The 19,202-nt window shown below is 30.4% G+C and carries 12 protein-coding genes, 1 rRNA gene and 3 pseudogenes; 9 read left to right on the forward strand and 7 right to left on the reverse strand.

The genetic code is table 11. The features are described from left to right. Positions 1 to 330: 330 nt before the first annotated feature. The 3 genes from CCUN_RS09575 to CCUN_RS09730 all read left to right on the forward strand — a co-directional run bounded on the left by CCUN_RS09575 (position 331) and on the right by CCUN_RS09730 (position 1,239). Positions 331 to 495, forward strand: coding sequence for a hypothetical protein (locus CCUN_RS09575; protein WP_088245179.1), 165 nt, complete (start codon positions 331 to 333; stop codon positions 493 to 495). Positions 496 to 626: 131 nt separating this feature from the next. Further along, complete coding sequence (locus CCUN_RS09725; protein WP_157258351.1) at positions 627 to 764, forward strand: hypothetical protein; 138 nt, start codon at positions 627 to 629, stop codon at positions 762 to 764. Positions 765 to 1,083: 319 nt separating this feature from the next. Then, positions 1,084 to 1,239, forward strand: coding sequence for a hypothetical protein (locus CCUN_RS09730; protein ID WP_157258347.1), 156 nt, complete (start codon positions 1,084 to 1,086; stop codon positions 1,237 to 1,239). 164 nt (positions 1,240 to 1,403) lie between these two features. Here CCUN_RS09730 and CCUN_RS09735 read toward each other — a convergent pair whose 3' ends face one another. After that, positions 1,404 to 1,580, reverse strand: coding sequence for a hypothetical protein (locus tag CCUN_RS09735; protein WP_157258344.1), 177 nt, complete (start codon positions 1,578 to 1,580; stop codon positions 1,404 to 1,406). A 36-nt stretch (positions 1,581 to 1,616) separates the two neighbouring features. Further along, on the reverse strand, positions 1,617 to 1,793 hold the full coding sequence (locus CCUN_RS02635) for a hypothetical protein (RefSeq protein ID WP_169712497.1): 177 nt from the start codon (positions 1,791 to 1,793) through the stop codon (positions 1,617 to 1,619). Positions 1,794 to 1,947: 154 nt separating this feature from the next. Here CCUN_RS02635 and murC point away from each other — a divergent pair, with 154 nt between their 5' ends. The 4 genes and pseudogenes from murC to CCUN_RS02655 all read left to right on the forward strand — a co-directional run. Beyond that, positions 1,948 to 3,237 carry a UDP-N-acetylmuramate--L-alanine ligase gene (gene murC, locus CCUN_RS02640; RefSeq protein WP_027305903.1) on the forward strand — a complete coding sequence of 430 codons (1,290 nt, stop codon included), beginning with the start codon at positions 1,948 to 1,950 and terminating at the stop codon, positions 3,235 to 3,237. Continuing rightward, positions 3,234 to 5,432 carry an endonuclease MutS2 gene (locus tag CCUN_RS02645; RefSeq protein ID WP_027305902.1) on the forward strand — a complete coding sequence of 733 codons (2,199 nt, stop codon included), beginning with the start codon at positions 3,234 to 3,236 and terminating at the stop codon, positions 5,430 to 5,432. The genes murC and CCUN_RS02645 overlap by 4 nt, the downstream gene beginning before the upstream one ends. Before the next feature lie 10 nt (positions 5,433 to 5,442). Continuing rightward, entirely contained in the window at positions 5,443 to 8,100 is a 2,658-nt protein-coding gene (locus CCUN_RS02650) for an AAA domain-containing protein (RefSeq protein ID WP_027305901.1), read from the forward strand. 79 nt (positions 8,101 to 8,179) lie between these two features. Then, positions 8,180 to 8,482, forward strand: a pseudogene (locus tag CCUN_RS02655) (endonuclease MutS2); the annotation flags it as partial. Between the two features lie 1,145 nt (positions 8,483 to 9,627). Here CCUN_RS02655 and CCUN_RS02660 read toward each other — a convergent pair. After that, positions 9,628 to 11,140: ribosomal RNA gene (locus CCUN_RS02660) — 16S ribosomal RNA — on the reverse strand. A 748-nt stretch (positions 11,141 to 11,888) separates the two neighbouring features. Between CCUN_RS02660 and CCUN_RS10245 the strand changes: the two are divergent. Together CCUN_RS10245 and CCUN_RS10250 are read left to right on the forward strand one after the other, a co-directional pair. Then, positions 11,889 to 12,695: pseudogene (locus tag CCUN_RS10245) on the forward strand (nitrate- and nitrite sensing domain-containing protein); the annotation flags it as partial. 600 nt (positions 12,696 to 13,295) lie between these two features. Then, positions 13,296 to 13,820 (forward strand): annotated as a pseudogene (locus CCUN_RS10250) (methyl-accepting chemotaxis protein); the annotation flags it as partial. Between the two features lie 679 nt (positions 13,821 to 14,499). Here CCUN_RS10250 and gdhA read toward each other — a convergent pair. Genes gdhA through gltX form a run of 4 tightly spaced genes read right to left on the reverse strand, consistent with a single transcriptional unit; the run spans position 14,500 to position 19,192 of the window. Then, positions 14,500 to 15,855, reverse strand: coding sequence for an NADP-specific glutamate dehydrogenase (gene gdhA / locus CCUN_RS02670; protein ID WP_027306375.1), 1,356 nt, complete (start codon positions 15,853 to 15,855; stop codon positions 14,500 to 14,502). Further along, a complete protein-coding gene (locus CCUN_RS02675) occupies positions 15,852 to 16,520 on the reverse strand; it encodes an MqnA/MqnD/SBP family protein (protein ID WP_027306374.1) in 669 nt (222 codons plus the stop codon). The genes gdhA and CCUN_RS02675 overlap by 4 nt, the downstream gene beginning before the upstream one ends. 42 nt (positions 16,521 to 16,562) lie before the next feature. Continuing rightward, entirely contained in the window at positions 16,563 to 17,801 is a 1,239-nt protein-coding gene (locus CCUN_RS02680; protein WP_027306373.1) for a malic enzyme-like NAD(P)-binding protein, read from the reverse strand. Next, the gene (gltX, locus tag CCUN_RS02685) at positions 17,798 to 19,192 is read right to left on the reverse strand and encodes a glutamate--tRNA ligase (protein ID WP_027306372.1); all 1,395 of its coding nucleotides are present in this window, start codon (positions 19,190 to 19,192) and stop codon (positions 17,798 to 17,800) included. Before gltX ends, CCUN_RS02680 begins: the two co-directional genes overlap by 4 nt. Positions 19,193 to 19,202: the final 10 nt, after the last annotated feature.

Raw genomic sequence — 19,202 nt, forward strand, 5'->3', positions numbered from 1 at the left:
CTCGTAATGCTAATTTCTTTGCTTTTTTCGCAAGAATTAAACGTATATGATTTGTTTTGGTGTTGTATTTTGTATTTAGAATAATCAAACATTTTTAGCTCCTTTTTTTAATTATAGCTAAAATTCGTTTTTTAGTTTATGGCGATATTAATGATTTTTACAGCTAAATTAAAAGAACAATTTTGAAATGATTGATACATTTAAAAATGAAATTAGATAAATAAAATTTGCTTTAATAAATTAAAGTTTTATTAATTTTGTGCGGTATATAATTATTATATATACAATTTATAATATCTATGATTTAAATCATGAGCTTAAGGAGTAAAAATGTTAAATATTTTAAATGCTAATTTAAATCATCGCTTCCATAAATGTATGCCTAAAGAAGTTCATGCAATGTATGACATTTTAAAACTTATGGAAAAACAAGAAGATACAAAAAAATTAAAGTTGAGGCTGATAAAAAAAAGAAGAAATTCACTCAAAAGATAAAAATAAGAACGATTCTTTAAATACAGATATTAAAAACAAAAATGACAGGCTTTTAGATATATCTGCTTAATTTTAAAATATGTTATAATTTCACAAGTTCAATGATATTTTTTAAAATAAAGGAGGGAGCTATGAACATTATTGACTATGAGAAATATTCTTTTATGAATAGGAGACAGCTTTTAAATTCTCTTGAAAATGCAGAAAAAAAAGAGCAAAAATTAAAAGCAGAAATGGAAAAAAATAAATGCAACAAAAGAGCTGATTAAATTTTTAAGAGCAAAAATTAAATAAAGTATAGATGAACCACAATATTACACACTTGAAAATGCTCCAGCAATAAAAAAATTAAAAATGATTTTGAAAATTTGCCACAAGAACAACAAGAGCAACTAAAAAATGAATTAGAACAAATTTCAAGCATTAATTTTCAAAAAAGCAATGCAGTATAAACAAGACACAATGACAGAGATTTCTCCCTAGTTATTTAATCAGCGGTAATTATGAAATTAGTCGCAATCACTATGAAACAAGAGAATTAAAAATCAAATCATTATAATAAAGCCCCCTCTTTAAAGCCAAAAAACTATGAATATACCTGAAAAGAATGAAAAACAAAAACAAACTAGAATTAAATTCATCCAAGAGAGCTTAAGAGCTATAAAAAAAGCAATTTCAGACTATGGATTTTCAGAAAAATTCACAGAATGGGAAAACAAAACCCAAACTATAAAGAAATTTTAGAAAATTATAAAGCAACTCCAGCAAAAGAGTAAGAACAGATTAAGCGACAAGAACAAGGCAGAAGTTTATAAAAGCTTTTCAAAGATTTACTAAGGCTAACTTTTCTGTTGTCAAAATTTTATCACTGAAATACAGATAAATCGATACAGCTTTAATGTTTGAATTTATACTTGCTTATCAACAAAATTTTTATTTTCTTTTTCTTTATCTGTTTTATTTGTTGATTGATTTGTATTTTCATCTTTCTCATCTTGTCTTTTTACTTCAAGCTTTAAGAGAGGTTTGACTTGATATTCTTTTGTTGTATCGACAATCAATCCGCAAAAATCTCGCAATACCATTTTACGACCCTAAATTATCTGCAAATTCCAAATGTTTCACAAGCAGCTTCTTGATAGATGCTTTGATGAGCTATAATCTGCACCATATTGATACACTAAAACACAACCCTCATAATGTGGTTCAACGATTTCTTGCTGTGATACCGTGATGTCTGCAAAAGCGATTATAGGCAAAAATATCATACTTATCAAATTCAATAAAATATTTTTCATATTTTACTCCTTGCAGTAAAAAAACTATATTTCAATATTTTAGGGACTATCCTATTAAAGATTATTTTAAAATTATATTAAAGAATTTTTAAATTTTAAAACTTATTTTTAGCTAAAAAGCTGTAGAATTACAATATTTTTTAAAAGGCTTCATATGCAAAAAATTCATTTTATTGGCATTGGTGGGATAGGAATTTCAGCTTTGGCACGATTTTTTAAGGTTAAAGGTTATGAAATCAGCGGGAGCGATCTTAAAGAAAGCAAAATTACAAAAGAACTTGAAAAAGAAGGTGTAAAAGTGAGCATTCCTCATCTTAAGGACAATGTTGAGGGTAAGGATTTGGTGATTTATTCTGCAGCCATTAAGGAGGAAAATCCGGAATTTAAACACGCAAAAGAACTTGGTATAACCTGTCTTTCGCGTAAAGAAGCCTTACCTTTGATTCTTAAAGATAAAAAGGTTTTTGCAGTTGCAGGAGCCCATGGTAAAAGTACAACTTCAAGCATTTTGGCTTCTTTGTTTGATGATTCTTCTGTGATTATTGGTGCGATTTTAAAACAATTTGATTCTAATATGATTTACAGAGAGAGTGAAAATTTGATTTTTGAAGCCGATGAAAGTGACAGCTCTTTTTTGAATTCAAATCCCTATCTAGCCATAGTTACAAATGCAGAAGCTGAACATTTAGAACATTATAATAACGATATTCATAAACTTCACAAAGCTTATGATGAATTTTTAAAGAGTGCAAAAATTCGCATCATCAATGCTGAAGATGAATTTTTAAGACATTTTAAAGGAGAAGCTTTAAGGCTTTATCCGAGTCAAGACATTAAAAATTGTGTTATGGAGCTTGAAAATTTTAAGCCTCAAACAAGTTTTGAACTTAAAAATTATGGAAAATTTAGTATTTTTGGTATGGGCTATCATTTGGCTCTTGATGCATCTTTAGCGATACTTGCAGCTCTTGAATATCAAAGCATTGATACAATTCGTTTAAAACTTAAAAATTATCAAGGCATTAAAAAACGTTTTGATATTTTATATGCGGATGAGGATTTAGCAATCATTGATGATTATGGACATCATCCTACTGAAATCAAAGCCACTTTAAATGCCGCAAAAGAATACGCAAAACTTGCAGGATACAAGAAAATCACAGCAATTTTTGAACCTCATCGTTACACGCGTTTGTCTGCAAATTTACAAAATTTTATAAGGGTCTTTGAGGATATTGATGAGCTGGTGATTTTACCTGTTTATAGTGCGGGTGAGACAAAATTAGATATTGATTTAAAAAGATATTTCCCAAAGGCTTTATTGACTAAAGACATTAAAAGAGAGGGAAAATTTCTTGTAGCAAGTCAGGGTGAAGTTTTAGATAAAGGCTTGATTATAGGCTTTGGTGCAGGTGATATTAGCAATAAATTGAGGCTTAAATGAATGAAGTTTTAATTGCAAAACTCGATTTAAATGGCTATTTGGATGAATTTAAAAATTTTCTTGCAAGGGATAAAGAGCTTTTTTTACAAGGCGATAGGAGTTTGCATTTTAAACGTATTGATGAACTTTGTAAGCTTGAATTTAAAGCTCCACCTCAATTGCAAAAACTTGACACGGCTCTTTTACATCTGAGCAAACAAGGAATTTTACATCTTGATGAAATCGCTGAATTTGTTAAAATTTTACGTTATTTTTCTTATCTTAAAAATCTTAAATTTGAAGGAAATTTAAAAACTTGGCTTGATAAAATTAAACCTCCTAAAAGTCTCTTAGAATTTTATGATTATTTTGATGAAAAGGGAGTTTTTAAGGATGATAGCGATGAAAGATTGATGAATTTAAATCAAGCTTTAAAGATTAAAAATGAAACTATAAGCCATGAATTTAAAAAACTTTCGCATTCTAAAAATCTCAATCCTTATCTTATTGATACGCAAATTCATTCCATCAATGGATTTGAATCCCTGCTTGTAAGGGGAGGTTTTAGTCATTTTATACAAGCTAAAATCATAGGACGTAGCAAAACAGGAGGCTTTTATATCGTGCCTTTGAGCATAGAAAATTTGCAAGATGAAATCCAAAAGATAAAAAATCAAAAAGAAGAAATTTACTATGAATATGCGAAAAAATTTTCTCTCTTTCTTAGCAAGGAACTTTTATTTTTAAAATTTATTGATAAAAGTTTTGATTTGTTTGATCATTATAGTGCTAGAGTGATGTTTGCAAAAAAGAAGGATTTTGAATTCATTTTATGCGATGATAGTGATGAGATTGTGCTTAAAAATTTTGCCCATCCCGCTCTTAAAAATCCAAAAAGCGTTAATGTGGAATTTAAAAAGCAAGTTTTGCTTATCACAGGCGTGAATGCAGGGGGAAAATCTATGCTTTTAAAGAGCATTTTAAGTGCGGCTTTTCTTGCAAAGGCTCTTTTACCGATGCAAATTAAGGCTTGTGAAAGTAAGATTGGCTCTTTTAAAGCTTTTGAAGCCATTATAGAAGATCCGCAAAATGTTAAAAACAATATATCCACTTTTGCGGGTAGAATGCTTCAAATTTCAAAGCTTTTTAGCCAAAAAAATATGCTTTTAGGTATCGATGAAATCGAGCTTGGAACAGATTTTGAAGAGGCGGGATGTTTGTATAGAGAAATCATCTTAAAATTGATAGAAAATAAACTTAAAATCATCATCACAACACACCATAAACTCTTAGCCATGCTTTTAGCAAAAAATGATCAAATCGAACTTTTAGCAGCTTTATATGATGAAAAAAATTCACGTCCTCAATATGAGTTTTTAAAAGGCACAATAGGAAAATCCTATGCTTTTGAAACAGCTTTAAACTACCAAATTCCACCTTTTTTAGTTGAGAAAGCAAGGAAAAATTATGGAGAGGATAAGCAAAATTTAGAAGAGCTTGTGAGTAAAAATATCAACTTAGAACTTGAACTTCGCACAAAACTTAAAGAACTTCAATTCAAAGAAAATAAAGTCGATACACTTTTAAATTCCTTTAAAATTCAAAAGGAAAAAGAAGAAAATGAATTTAAAACAAGATTAAGAGAACTTGAATTTGAATTTCATAGAGCCATAGAAGAGGCTAAAAAAACCTTAAATTTTAAAGAACTCAAAGATAAACAAAGAACCCTTAATAGGGCTAATGAACTTAAAAAAGCTATACTCTTGCCGAGCATGAAAAAAAATGATGAATTAAGAGTAGGGGACTTTGTAAAATACGAAAAAATTAAGGGTAGAATTCTTAATATTTCTAAAAATGATGCTTTAATTGAGAGTGAGGGCTTAAGGCTTAGAGTGCCTTTAAGATTACTAAAAATCAGCCAAGAACTTCCTAAAAAAAATGCCAAAACAAGCATAAACATCCAAAAACCGCGTCATTTAGGAGTGAGTCTTGATTTGCACGGACTAAGGAGTGATGAAGCCATTGAAAGACTTGACAGATTTATTTCAGATGCCTTAATCGCAGGATTTGACGAGGTTTTGATTTATCATGGCATAGGCACGGGAAAACTCGCTTTTGCAGTCAAAGAATTTTTAAAGACACATAAAAGCGTCAAAAGTTTTCATGATGCACCATTGAATCAAGGTGGATTTGGAGCTAAGGTAGTGAAATTTTAGGCAAAAGAGTATGGATATAGAGCAATATTTAATCATACTTAAAAAAGAAGATAAGACTGCACAAATTAAAAAATATGTTTTTGAAGGTGAAAATATAAAAGTAACATTTGGCGATTCATTTTCTAAAACATATATATATTCTTCGCAAAATTTTTATTTTTCTGATGAGGCTAAGTTATTAAAAGAAACAGAGATTAGAGATTTAAGGATATGTAATATTGCTAATATAGAAAAGATTATAAAATTTGGAAAGTATTATAGGATTTTTTTTAAAAATAAAAAAGTTAAAATATTTCTTAGAGATGAAATATTTGTTTGTGAAAAAGTTAGAGATATTTTTAATTATTGTAAAGCAGTGGCTGATGTGGTAGGACTAAAAACCGAAGATGGAGAAAATTTTCTTGCAAAAGAGTATGATAAAATTACTAAAATTCATAAAGAAAGCGTTTTGTATCGGTATTTGAATTCAAATTATAAACCGAATTTTTCTAATAAAGATAAATTCCTTATTTATCCTTTTGGAACCAATAAATCTCAATACACAGCATTAAAAAATGCCTTAACAGAGCAAATTAGTATCATTGAAGGACCTCCGGGCACAGGAAAAACACAAACCATACTTAATATTGCTATAAATATTGTTTTCAATGGGCAAAAACTAGCAATCATTTCTAATAACAATTCTGCAACAAAAAATGTCTTAGAAAAATTAAAAGATTATAATTTAGATTTTATTTGTGCTTTTTTAGGCAGCAGAGAAAATAAAGAAAATTTTATTGAAAATCAGCCTTATCGTCCGGAATTTAGGGGCAGTGATAGTCAGCAAAAAAAATTTTTACAAGATGAATTTAAAAATTTAAATGAAAAATTACAAATGGCTTTTGAGCTTGAAAACGCTAGAGCGAAATTACAAAGTCAATTTAATGCTTTAGAGCTAGAATACAAGCATTTTATCAAAGAAGAAAATTTGAAAATTGCTCCTAAAATGAGAAAAAAGCTAAAATCTGAAAAAATAATGGATTTGATTGTAAAACTTCAAGAAAATCAAAGGATAAATTTTTGGTTAAAATTGCAATTAGTATGGTTTTATGGCATAGGTGATTTCAATTTTTATAAAAATACTAAGCAAGATATTATTTTAGCATACAATGAAATTTATTATATAATTAAACAAGAGGAATTAAAAACATTGATTCAAACTTATGATAAAAAGCTCATTGAACTTGATAAAAATACTCTCCACCAAAAACTTAAAGAAAATTCTTTTAAGCTTTTTCATCTTTACTTGCAAGAGAGATATGCAAATAAAAAGCGTGAGGAATTTCATATTGCGAATTTAGGTGGAGATAATTTTTTTCAAGAATATCCTATTATACTAAGCACAACATATTCTTTAAAGAATTGTTTGGACGAGGGGGACAATTTTCTTATTGATTATATTATTATTGATGAAGCATCACAAGTTGATTTGAGTACAGCGGTGCTTGCATTATCTTGTGCCAAAAATGCCGTTATTGTCGGAGATACAAAACAATTGCCTAATGTTATTGAATCGGCAAAAATAAAAGAAATTCAAAAACTCAATAAACAATATCACATTAATGAAAACTTTAATTATATAAACCAAAATATTTTAAGCTCTATGATTGCAAGTTTAGAAGTTCCTAAGGTTTTACTCAAAGAACATTATCGCTCACACCCTAAAATTATTGAATTTTGTAATCAAAAATTTTATAATAATGAGCTTATAATATTTACCGAAGATAAAGGCGAAAAAGATGTTTTAGAAGCTTATATCACACAAAAGGGCAATCACGCTAGAGAGAATTATAATATGCGTGAAATAGAAGTCATTTCTCAAGAAATTATGCCTTCATTGAAATTACCAAAGGAGCAAATTGGAATTATCTCTCCATATAATGCTCAAAAAGAGAAATTAAAAAAATATCTCCAAAATGAAAACATACAAATTGATACCATTCATAAATATCAAGGACGAGAAAAACAAGCTATTATCATTACAACCGTAGCTAATGATATCAATGCATTTATTGACGATTTTAGAATTTTAAATGTTGCTGTTTCTCGTGCAAAACGTTATTTAAGAATAGTTACTTCAGATTGTATAGCTCAAAAAGATAGTAATATCCGCGATTTACTCGCTTATATTCATTATAATAATTTTTCGGTTAAGCAAAGCAATATTAAATCGATTTTTGATTTACTTTATAGAGCAAATCAAGAAGCAAGATTGAGATATCTAAAAAACAAAAAAAGAATTTCACAATTTGATAGTGAAAATCTTATGTTTAATTTATTGCAAGGGCTTATTGATAAAGAGTATAATTTTTTATCTTGTGCAGTGCATATCCCTTTGATAAGACTTTTAAATAATACACAATTGTTAAATACAGAAGAAAAAAGATATGCAAACAATATCTTAAGTCATATTGATTTTATTTTATATAGAAAAACAGATAAAAGTATTGTTCTTGCCATAGAAGTTGATGGATATAGTTTTCATAAAGAAGAAAGCATACAATATAAAAGAGATAGATTAAAAGATAGTATTTTAGAAAAATATAATATTCCACTCTTGCGTTTAAATACTATCAATAGCGATGAAGTAAGACAAATTTCAGTTAAATTGAAAGAAGTTTTATGTTAAGCAATTAAATTTTAGTCTTTATTTGTCTTTTAAAAAATGCTTATTTTTAAATTAAATGAAAAATAAAATAAATATCTACAAAATCGAACTTTTAGCAGCTTTATATGATGAAAAAAATTCACGTCCTCAATATGAGTTTTTAAAAGGCACAATAGGAAAATCCTATGCTTTTGAAACAGCTTTAAACTACCAAATTCCACCTTTTTTAGTTGAGAAAGCAAGGAAAAATTATGGAGAGGATAAGCAAAATTTAGAAGAGCTTGTGAGTAAAAATATCAACTTAGAACTTGAACTTCGCACAAAACTTAAAGAACTTCAATTCAAAGAAAATAAAGTCGATACACTTTTAAATTCCTTTAAAATTCAAAAGGAAAAAGAAGAACCCCCCCCCCCAAAAAAAATCACAAACCCACAAGCAAAAATTCTCAATTGATTTTTCACTCATTAAGATTAAAATTCTTTAAACATTGAGTCTCATTTGTGAATTTTCTTTCTCAATCAACAACACTTTTTTAAGAATTTAATCATCAATTTAATGATTATCTTATGAAATGATTATTTTATGAAATCATCATCTTAATCTTTTATATCAATTCTAAAATGATAAAAAAGATTTTTATCATTTTAAAAATACATTCTTTTATATTTATAATGATTTAAAAAACAACATTCTTTACATTCAAATCATTTTTTATTTTAATTTTTATTATTTAATATCATATCTTTTTTCAATGCTTAGAATTTAAGATTAATATTGATATTTTATTTTCATAAGAACTAAGAAAGCTTATTATAAGATTTAGAATATAAAAATATTTTAAATATCTTTTTAAATATCTTTGTTATTTTTAAATAAATATATAGAATAAAACGAGTTTCTTTTATGGCTTCTTAACAGATTTTAAGATGAAAAGCAGAGACAATGCTAAGAATTAAATCAACAAAAATAAATATTATTTTTAGAAAATATCTTGTTAGGGTTTTAATTTTGCATAAATCACTCCTGCAAGAATGCATATTGCAAAAATACCTAAGAAATATAGAGCTAACATATCATCATCACAGAAGTAAAAAAAATCAAACATTCTTATCATCTTAAGCTCTTTCTTCACATTATCAACAAGAAACTCAATGCCTTATAAAAGATTATTCATTGAAACAATGAGTCAAAGATTAAAATGATTATGTTTTAAAAGTGTCTTATTCACACAATGCATCTTTTAATCATTTTTTGATGATTTCTTGCTAAGAATGTGTTTGTTTAAAAAGCTGTGTTTTATAATGCATTCATAAAACAATGGATTATAATAAAATAAGTTTTAATTCAAAAACACTAATAAATTCTTACCATAATTTTATTAAATCTGTATTAATGAAATTTGTATTAATGAAATGTTTATTGAAGTCTGTGTTTTACACTAATAATGATAAGGCTTAGCCTTTACATCAATCTTTAAAATCCAAACAAGGACTATTGAGTTTTATTTTAAAGTGATAGTTGTGAGACTCATCACTTAAGTACTCTAGAAAGGAGGTGATCCAACCGCAGGTTCTCCTACGGTTACCTTGTTACGACTTCACCCCAGTCGCTGATTCCACTGTGGAGAGTAGCCGATTTAGCATCCCCTCTTCGAGTGAAATCAACTCCCATGGTGTGACGGGCGGTGAGTACAAGACCCGGGAACGTATTCACCGCAACATGGCTGATTTGCGATTACTAGCGATTCCGGCTTTATGCTCTCGAGTTGCAGAGAACAATCCGAACTGGGACATATTTTATAGATTTGCTCCACCTCGCGGTATTGCGTCTCATTGTATATGCCATTGTAGCACGTGTGTCGCCCTGGGCATAAGGGCCATGATGACTTGACGTCGTCCACACCTTCCTCCTCCTTACGAAGGCAGTCTATTTAGAGTGCTCAGCCGAGCTGTTAGCAACTAAATACGTGGGTTGCGCTCGTTGCGGGACTTAACCCAACATCTCACGACACGAGCTGACGACAGCCGTGCAGCACCTGTCTCTAAGTTCTAGCAAGCTAGCACCCCCATATCTCTATAGGGTTCTTAGGATATCAAGCCCAGGTAAGGTTCTTCGCGTATCCTCGAATTAAACCACATGCTCCACCGCTTGTGCGGGTCCCCGTCTATTCCTTTGAGTTTTAATCTTGCGACCGTACTCCCCAGGCGGTATGCTTAATGCGTTAGCTGCATTACTGAAATGACTAGCACTCCAACAACTAGCATACATCGTTTAGGGCGTGGACTACCAGGGTATCTAATCCTGTTTGCTCCCCACGCTTTCGCGCCTTAGCGTCAGTTAAGTTCCAGCAGATCGCCTTCGCAATGGGTATTCTTGGTGATATCTACGGATTTTACCCCTACACCACCAATTCCATCTGCCTCTCCCCCACTCTAGACTATCAGTTTCTCAAGCAGTTTAATGGTTAAGCCATTAGATTTCACAAAAGACTTGATAATCCGCCTACGCGCCCTTTACGCCCAGTGATTCCGAGTAACGCTTGCACCCTCCGTATTACCGCGGCTGCTGGCACGGAGTTAGCCGGTGCTTATTCCTTAGGTACCGTCAAAGTTCTTCCCTAAGAAAAGGAGTTTACGCTCCGAAAAGTGTCATCCTCCACGCGGCGTTGCTGCGTCAGGCTTTCGCCCATTGCGCAATATTCCCTACTGCTGCCTCCCGTAGGAGTCTGGACCGTGTCTCAGTTCCAGTGTGACTGATCATCCTCTCAGACCAGTTAAGCGTCATAGCCTTGGTAAGCCTTTACCCCACCAACTAGCTGATACTATATAGCCTCATCCTACACCGAAAAACTTTCCCTATTAAACTTAGGTTCAATAGGAGTATAGGGTATTAGCACTCATTTCTAAGTGTTATTCCCTAGTGTAGGGCAGATTAACTATACCTTACTCACCCGTGCGCCACTAATCCACTTCTAGCAAGCTAGAAGCTTCATCGTTCGACTTGCATGTATTAGGCACGCCGCCAGCGTTCACTCTGAGCCAGGATCAAACTCTCCATAAAATTTGGATTGTTTAATCTTTTTTCTCAAAATTTAAGAAAAAAATATAAAAGCTTAAAAGCTTTTTGACTCAATCGATCACTTGTTTAGATTTCAAAGATTGACTATAAGAATGAAATAACAATATCTCAATTTAAAGAACACAAGCAAAAAATCTTTTTTAAAATCCTTTGCAAAAACTTTATTAAATTTAAGCGTGATTTTAATACAAGTCTAAGCTTAAGAATTTTAATTCTTTTAAAAACTCTCCCTTAGAATCAAATATTTTAATCCCTTGCTTAAAATTAAAAAAAGAAATAAAATTATAGCTAAAGAAACTTAAAGAGATATTAATTAAAGAGGTTTTAAATTCTTTGCAGGGTTTTTGCATTTTTTGGGATTAAGGGCTGAAAAAGGTGGGGTAAGAAATTTATGGTTATTTTTTGAATGAAAATTTTATTTTTTTTAAAAAGTTTTTTGATATGAGGTAAAATATTAAAAAATATAAAGCAATATTAAATTTTAAATTAAAATTAAATGGTATTTTTTATCATAGTATTTGATGTAAAAGTTGAGGGGGATAAGGGAAAAAATTTAAATAATTAATGAAAATTTAATATTTTTTCAATATAATCTTTTTGTTTTGATTGAATATAGAAAATAAATTTAATTAAAGGATAAAATATTTTCTAAGGAGATATGATGAATTTCTTAAATAATCTAAAAATCAACACAAAAATGCTTCTGCTTGTAATTTTCCCCTTATTCGTGATGATAGTGTTTTCTGCTATTTTAATAAAAGAAAGATTTTCTGCTTATCAAGAAGCTAAACTTTTAAATTCGGCTATTGTTTTATCGACAAAGATTTCCTCTCTCATTCACGAATTACAAAAAGAACGCGGTTCCTCTTCGGGTTATCTTGGTTCAAAATCCCAAAATTTCTTGGATATTTTAAATCAACAAAGAATTTTAAGTGATGAAAAACTCAAAGAATTAAATCTTTATTTACAAAGTTTTGACATAAATGCTCAACCTGAAATTTTAAAAACTACTTTAAATCAATTCAACAAAGAACTTGAAAATATTCGCAATATAAGAACAAATATCAATGAGCTTAATATCCCTGTATCAAAGGCTATTGGATACTATACAAACACGATAAAATTAGGTCTTGATACTATAAAACAAATTGGAAGTATCAGCAGTATTGATACAATCAGCAAAAAACTGATAGCTTATAGGAATTTATTGAATGCTAAAGAAAATTCGGGACAAGAAAGAGCATTACTCTCAAATACCTTTAGCACTAATCAGTTTGCACCGGGTGTATTTGAAAAATTTATTTCTTTGATGGTGGCACAAAATACCGGCTTAGAGAATTTCAAACATTATGCAAATAAAGAAAATATCCAAAAATTAGAAACCATACAAAAAGATAAAAGTTTTAATGAGGTTCAAAAAATGCGGGATATTGCAATAAAAAATCAAATAACCGGTAATTTTGGTATCGAAGGAACTTTTTGGTTTAAAACCATTACAGATAAGATTAATCTTTTAAAAAATTTAGAGGATTCTTTTGCGAATGAACTCATTGAAGATATTATAAACATTCAAAATTCAAATTTTTTGTCTTTTTTACTGATACTTGGTATTGTAGTTATTCTTACTATCACAACTATAAGTTTAGGATATTTAATAGGCAAAAACATCACTTCAAGAATTATAAAAATTCAAAATGACCTCTCCATTTTAGAGCAAAATAAAGATATGAGAAAAATTTCTAATTTTCATACTACAGCAAAAGATGAAATCGGTTTGATTTTTATTTCGATTGAAAATTTTTTAAATTCAATCAAACAAATTTTTATTCAACTCAATCTTCACAGCAAACAAAATGTCAATATTTCTGAAGCTTTGTTTCAAAGTGCAAAAGAGGTGCTAGAAAAAATACAGCAAGGATTTGATTTGTCTAATGCAGCTAATAAAATTGGGTTTAATGTTGAACAATCTTTAAATTTAAATATGCAAAAAACAAATGAAACAATGAATGACATTATCACTGCAAGAGAAGAACTTGCTCTCACAGCTCAAACGATTAATAATTTTGCACAAAATGTTACTAACGATGCACAAAATCAAGAAAGTTTGGCTCACAGGGTAACTGAACTTGACAAAGAAGCTCAAAATATCAAAAGTGTGCTTACAACGATTGCAGATATTGCAGACCAAACGAATTTGCTTGCCCTTAATGCTGCCATTGAAGCAGCTCGTGCGGGAGAACACGGACGCGGTTTTGCTGTGGTGGCTGATGAAGTAAGAAAACTTGCTGAACAAACTCAAACAAGTCTTAATCAAATCAATATTACAATCAATACCATAGCTAAATCTATCAACGATGTGAGTGTGGAAATTACAGAAAATGCAAAAAGATTTTATAATTTCGTCCAAAATTCTCAAGATATTCAAAAAAATATCGAATCGATTACAAACAAAATCATTAATGTTTCTAATTTAGCTAAAGACACTATAAATAGTTCGGAAATATTGACAGATGAATCAAGGACATTGCTAAGCAATAATAAAACCTTAAATGAAAATTTACATAAAATTTCAAATCAAATGAATAAAATCTCTAATTCAGCCGATGAACTTGATAAAAGGACGATAGAAATTAGCAGTGAGATTAATGCGTTTAAATTTTAATTCATGGTTGTTTTTTGTAAATTTTATTTAAAAATCAATTTATACCCCTATAATTTTAGAAAATTTATAGGGGATTTTTTATTGCTTTAATCAACTTAGCTCACAAGAACAATCAAATTCTTCTTTAAAATTTTTGTGTATAAAATCTCTAATTTTTTAAATTTCTCTTTGTGCTTTAAAACATTGATGAGAGCATAAATCCTAAATTGCTATGTTTTAAGTGGATAAAATTATGGCTGATTTCTTTGTGATAAAAAATTAAAAAAGCTTGATTTTATACTTGATTTTTTAAAAACTGCAAGCCAAATAAAATCTTTTATATTTCTTGATTGTGATTATAAAATTTTTACAGATGCATTCATTTTAAAATTGCGTTTTTATATTCATTTGCATAATAAAAGTTTTTTAAGGATTTTAATCAATTTTCATCATTATGAATGAATTTTTGCTTTATTTTATAATAAAAAAATCATACAAAATTTATTTCTTATATCATCAAAATCTGCTTTAGAATTTTACTTTTTAATCATAAAATATCAATCATTTTAAATCAAATCATTCAAAATCCAGCCATACTCCTAGCCATACTCCTACATTTTAGGCATTTTATTTTTATAAAATGAGCAAATTATTAAAAAAATCAAACCTAGTTTAAAATTTAAACTAGGCTGAAAATATGCTAAATATATCCTTGATCAATCATAGCATCAGCAACTTTTTTAAAGCCTGCTATATTTGAACCAACGACTAAATTTCCTGTATATTTAAATTCTTTAGCAGTTTCATAGGTATTGTAAAAAATATCTTTCATAATGCGATGAAGTTTTTCATCGACTTCCTTAAAACTCCATTGAGTCATAGCTGCATTTTGTTGCATTTCGAGTCCAGAAGTTGCAACACCACCGGCGTTTGCAGCCTTAGCTGGAGCAAAAAGAAAATCTTTTTTATCCAACATAAAATTAATCGCCTCAAGTGTGCTTGGCATATTAGCACCCTCAGCGACAAAGCGACAGCCATTATTATAAAGGGTTTTAATGTCATTTAAATTCAATTCATTTTGAGTTGCACTTGGAAAGGCTCCATCGCAAGGTATGCTCCAAACTCCATTTGTGCCTTTTGTGTATTTTTTAACTTCAGTATAAACACTACCTTTTCTAAGCTTAGCATAATCACTCACTCGACCGCGTTTTACTTCTTTAATCTCTTTTAAAAGTTCTAAATCAATGCCATTTTTATCATACACAAAACCCGAACTATCGCTAATAGTTACGGCTTTAGCACCTAATTCTTGAAGTTTTTCTATAGTATAAATTGCCACATTTCCACTTCCGCTTACAGCACAGGTTTTACCCTCTAAAGATTGCTTAGCTTTTTTCAGCATTTCATACGCAAAATACACACAACCATATCCCGTAGCTTCAGGTCTAACAAGAGAGCCACCCCAAGAGATATTTTTTCCTGTAAGAGTGCCATTGAAAAGATTTGTAATTTTTTTATAGGCTCCAAACATATAGCCTATTTCTCGACCTCCAACACCTATATCACCCGCTGGGACATCTGTATTTGCACCGATAATCTTACTAAGCTCGAGCATAAAAGCTTGACAAAATCTCATAATTTCAGCATCACTTTTGCCCTTAGGGTCAAAATTTGAACCTCCTTTTCCACCGCCCATCATCAAACCCGTGAGTGAATTTTTAAAAATTTGCTCAAAACCTAAGAATTTTAAAACATCAAGATTGACACTTGGGTGGAATCTAAGTCCTCCTTTATAGGGTCCAAGAGCTGAATTAAATTGCACTCTATAACCAAAATGAGCCTTTGCTTTACCATCATCTCCTGTATAAACCACTCTAAAAATACTTGTCTTTTCTGGGATAACAAGTCTTTCTAAAACATTATGATTTTGGTATTTCTTTTCCGCTTTTAAAATCGGTTCCAAAGATTGTAAAACTTCTGTTGCAGCCTGCAAAAACACTCCATCGCCATTACTTTGCTTGATACTTTGCAATATTCCATTGATATAAGTACTCATCTTACTCCCTTGTTTTTAATTTGTTTAAAAAATATTTTTAAAGCCTTACGTTCTTTGTGTTCTATTTTATAATAAATTACTTGAAGATAAGCTTTGATATTTTTTGGAGAAATATTTCTTGTTTGAGAGTATTTTTCAAGAATATAATAAGGAATTTTAATCTTAGTTTGAGTGAATTTTTTGAAAATTTTTGAGTAAAAATTTCTTTGTTTGATGCAAGAAAATCTCGCAAATACAAAAGGAAGTCCCGTTTTTTCATACCACAAAGAACAAAGGTCAATAAATTTTGAGCTGTCTTCTAAATAAAGCCTTAAAGCCTCATCTCCTATAATCACTTTGCCATTTTGCTTAAGCACACGAGCAAGGACATTAGAAGTGGCTGAACTTGGGTCTTTAGCATTTTTAACATCTTTTTGTATAATCACACTCCAAACCTTTTGATTTGCACAAATTCCAAGATTTAAATTCCGATATTTCGCCCTTGCACTCTCTACACTTGAAATGATAGCTGCGTCAATTCTTCTATAAAATAAAGCCCTATTTAATTGACTTGGAACTCCTTTTTTGTATTCCATAGTTTTCTTTAAACCGCTAGGTAAAGGGTATTTTTTCAAATAAATGTGCAAAGGCAATAAATTGATATAATCGATCTTTCCAAAAATCATAAGCTTATATCCTTATTTTGTTTTAAATTAATTTAAAAATTATTAATTATCAAGACTTTTAAAATAAGTTTTTTCATCAAAATTTTTAAGCTTTGCGACTCCATCTTTAACTGCTGCACTTGCTACTGCCGTACTTACAGCTGCTTTAACCCTTTTATCAAAAGGTTTTGGTATCACATAATCTTTTCCAAAATCTAATTGCTTGATATTATAAGCTCTTTTTACCTCTTCACTTATAGGTAATTTTGCTAAATCAGCCAAGGCTCTAGCAGCGGCAATTTTCATATTTTCAGTGATTTGAGATGCGTGTGTATCTAAAGCTCCCCTAAAGATAAAAGGAAACACTAAGACATTGTTAATTTGGTTAGGATAATCACTGCGTCCCGTTCCCATAATCACATCATTTCTAAGGCTTTCTACAAGTTCTGGCATCACTTCTGGAGTAGGATTTGCCAAAGCAAAAATGATAGGATTTTTTGCCATCGATAAAACCATTTCTTCATCAAGAATTTTTGGTTTTGAAAGTCCTAGAAAAACATCGGCTCCTTTTATAACCTCTTTTAATGTTCTTTCCTTGCAAGAGATTGCAAATTCAAGCTTTTCTTTGCTTAAATTTTCTCTGTCTTTATGCACCACACCTTGAGAATCAATTAAAATGATATTTTCAACCCCTAAAGTTCTATACATTCTAGCACTTGCTATACCTGCAGCACCCGAACCACTAATGACAACTTTGATATTTTTAAAACTTTTTCCGCTAATCTCCATAGCATTTATAAGTCCTGCACTCGAAATAATGGCTGTGCCGTGCTGATCATCGTGCATAACAGGTATGCCTAAATTCTGTAAAGCCGCTTCAATCTCAAAACATTTTGGTGCTGCAATATCTTCGAGATTAATTCCTCCAAAAGTTGGTGCCAAAGCCTTACAAAAGGCTACAATCTCTTCAACACTATGGACATTAATTTCTATATCATAAGCATTCACATTCGCAAATTTCTTAAACAAACAAGCCTTGCCTTCCATAACAGGCTTACTCGCTGCTGCACCGATATTTCCAAGTCCTAAAACTGCACTTCCATCACTGACAACAGCAACTAAATTTGCTTTGTTTGTATAAATATATGCAAGTTCCTCATCCCTTGCAATTTCAAGACAAGGTTCAGCAACACCCGGACTATAAGCTAAAGATAAATCATGGCTTGAATTCATAGCCTTGCTCGGCGTGATGTCAATTTTCCCGCCTAAATGATATTTTAAAGCTTCTTCTTTTAAATTCATTGTTTTTTCCTAAATTCTAAAAATTTTTGTATTCTTTGTTTGCATTCTTGTATGCCTAAAAACTCAAGCACTTCAAAGATACTAGGACTTACCGCATTTCCTGTTAAAGCAATGCGTAGAGCTTGAGCTATGTCTTTGAGTTTTATCCCATTTTTTTCTAAAAATTCATTTGTAAAATCCTCAAATTCTTTTGCATTGCTTTGAGCTTTGAGGGCATTTGCAAATTTTTCAAGAAAGATGAGATTTTCATCATTGACAAATTTTTTTACCGCCACTTCATCATAATGTTTTGGAGGCTCTAAAATGCTTTTTGCACCCAAAATGAGTTCAAGTAGAGTCTTGGCTCTTTGTCTTAAAATATCAAGCAAAAATCCAGCTTTATGCACAGCACTTAAATCAAAATTTAAATCTTTTAATTGTTGATTAATCCTTTCAAAAGGTAAGGTTTTAATATAATGTGCATTGAGCCACTCGAGTTTTTTAAAACTATAAGATGAAGCACTTTTGCTGATATGATGAGGATTGAAAAGCTTTTCAAGTTCTGCTAAAGAAAAAATTTCATCATCATTATGACTCCAACCCAAACGCACTAAAAAATTAAGCAAAGCTTCAGGTAAAATTCCCATTGCTTTGTATTCCATTACATCGGTGGCTCCGTGTCTTTTTGAAAGTTTTTTGCCATCTTCTCCATGGATCATCGCTAAATGAAAAAATTGAGGAATTTCAAAACCTAAAGCCTCATAAAGCACGATTTGTTTAGGGGTATTTGAAAGATGATCATCTCCTCTTATCACATCACTTATTCCCATTAAAGCATCATCAATGACCACAGTAAAATTATAAGTAGGTGTTCCATCGCTTCTTGCAATGATAAAATCATCTAAAATATCCGCGACTTTAAATTTGATTTCACCCTTAATGCCATCATTGAAAGAAATTTCGCCACTAAGTGGAGCCTTAATGCGTACAACAGGTTCAATCCCACTTGGAGCAATACCCTTAAAATCTCTATATCTGCCATCGTATCTTGGACGTTCTTTTCTGGCTTCTTGAGCCTTTCTCAGTTCATCAAGCTCCTCTTTACTTGTATAACAATAATACGCTTTTTTTTCATCTAAAAGTTTTTGAATGTATTGTTTATAAAGCTCTAAACGTTTAGATTGATATACAATTTCTTCATCACAATGAAGTCCGCACCATTTAAAAGCTTCAATAATTGCTTGAGTAGCCTCTTGAGAATTGCGTTTTAAATCTGTATCTTCAATACGCAATAAAAATTTTCCACCCCTATTTTTTGCATAAAGATAATTATAAAGAGCTGTTCTTAAACCCCCTATATGTAAGTATCCGGTAGGTGAAGGGGCAAAACGAGTTATAATTTTTTTTTGCATTTTTTGTCTT

This window comes from Campylobacter cuniculorum DSM 23162 = LMG 24588 (genome assembly GCF_002104335.1).
In the GTDB taxonomy this organism is placed as follows: Bacteria; Campylobacterota; Campylobacteria; order Campylobacterales; family Campylobacteraceae; genus Campylobacter_D; species Campylobacter_D cuniculorum.

Excerpts from the sequence above, each read along its gene's own strand:
- CCUN_RS09575 (WP_088245179.1), top strand. The coding sequence starts at position 331 with ATGTTAAATATTTTAAATGCTAATTTAAATCATCGCTTCCATAAATGT.
- CCUN_RS09725 (WP_157258351.1), top strand. The coding sequence starts at position 627 with ATGAACATTATTGACTATGAGAAATATTCTTTTATGAATAGGAGACAG.
- CCUN_RS09730 (WP_157258347.1), top strand. The coding sequence starts at position 1,084 with ATGAATATACCTGAAAAGAATGAAAAACAAAAACAAACTAGAATTAAA.
- CCUN_RS09735 (WP_157258344.1), bottom strand. The coding sequence starts at position 1,580 with ATGGTATTGCGAGATTTTTGCGGATTGATTGTCGATACAACAAAAGAA.
- CCUN_RS02635 (WP_169712497.1), bottom strand. The coding sequence starts at position 1,793 with ATGAAAAATATTTTATTGAATTTGATAAGTATGATATTTTTGCCTATA.
- murC (WP_027305903.1), top strand. The coding sequence starts at position 1,948 with ATGCAAAAAATTCATTTTATTGGCATTGGTGGGATAGGAATTTCAGCT.
- CCUN_RS02645 (WP_027305902.1), top strand. The coding sequence starts at position 3,234 with ATGAATGAAGTTTTAATTGCAAAACTCGATTTAAATGGCTATTTGGAT.
- CCUN_RS02650 (WP_027305901.1), top strand. The coding sequence starts at position 5,443 with ATGGATATAGAGCAATATTTAATCATACTTAAAAAAGAAGATAAGACT.
- gdhA (WP_027306375.1), bottom strand. The coding sequence starts at position 15,855 with ATGAGTACTTATATCAATGGAATATTGCAAAGTATCAAGCAAAGTAAT.
- CCUN_RS02675 (WP_027306374.1), bottom strand. The coding sequence starts at position 16,520 with ATGATTTTTGGAAAGATCGATTATATCAATTTATTGCCTTTGCACATT.
- CCUN_RS02680 (WP_027306373.1), bottom strand. The coding sequence starts at position 17,801 with ATGAATTTAAAAGAAGAAGCTTTAAAATATCATTTAGGCGGGAAAATT.
- gltX (WP_027306372.1), bottom strand. The coding sequence starts at position 19,192 with ATGCAAAAAAAAATTATAACTCGTTTTGCCCCTTCACCTACCGGATAC.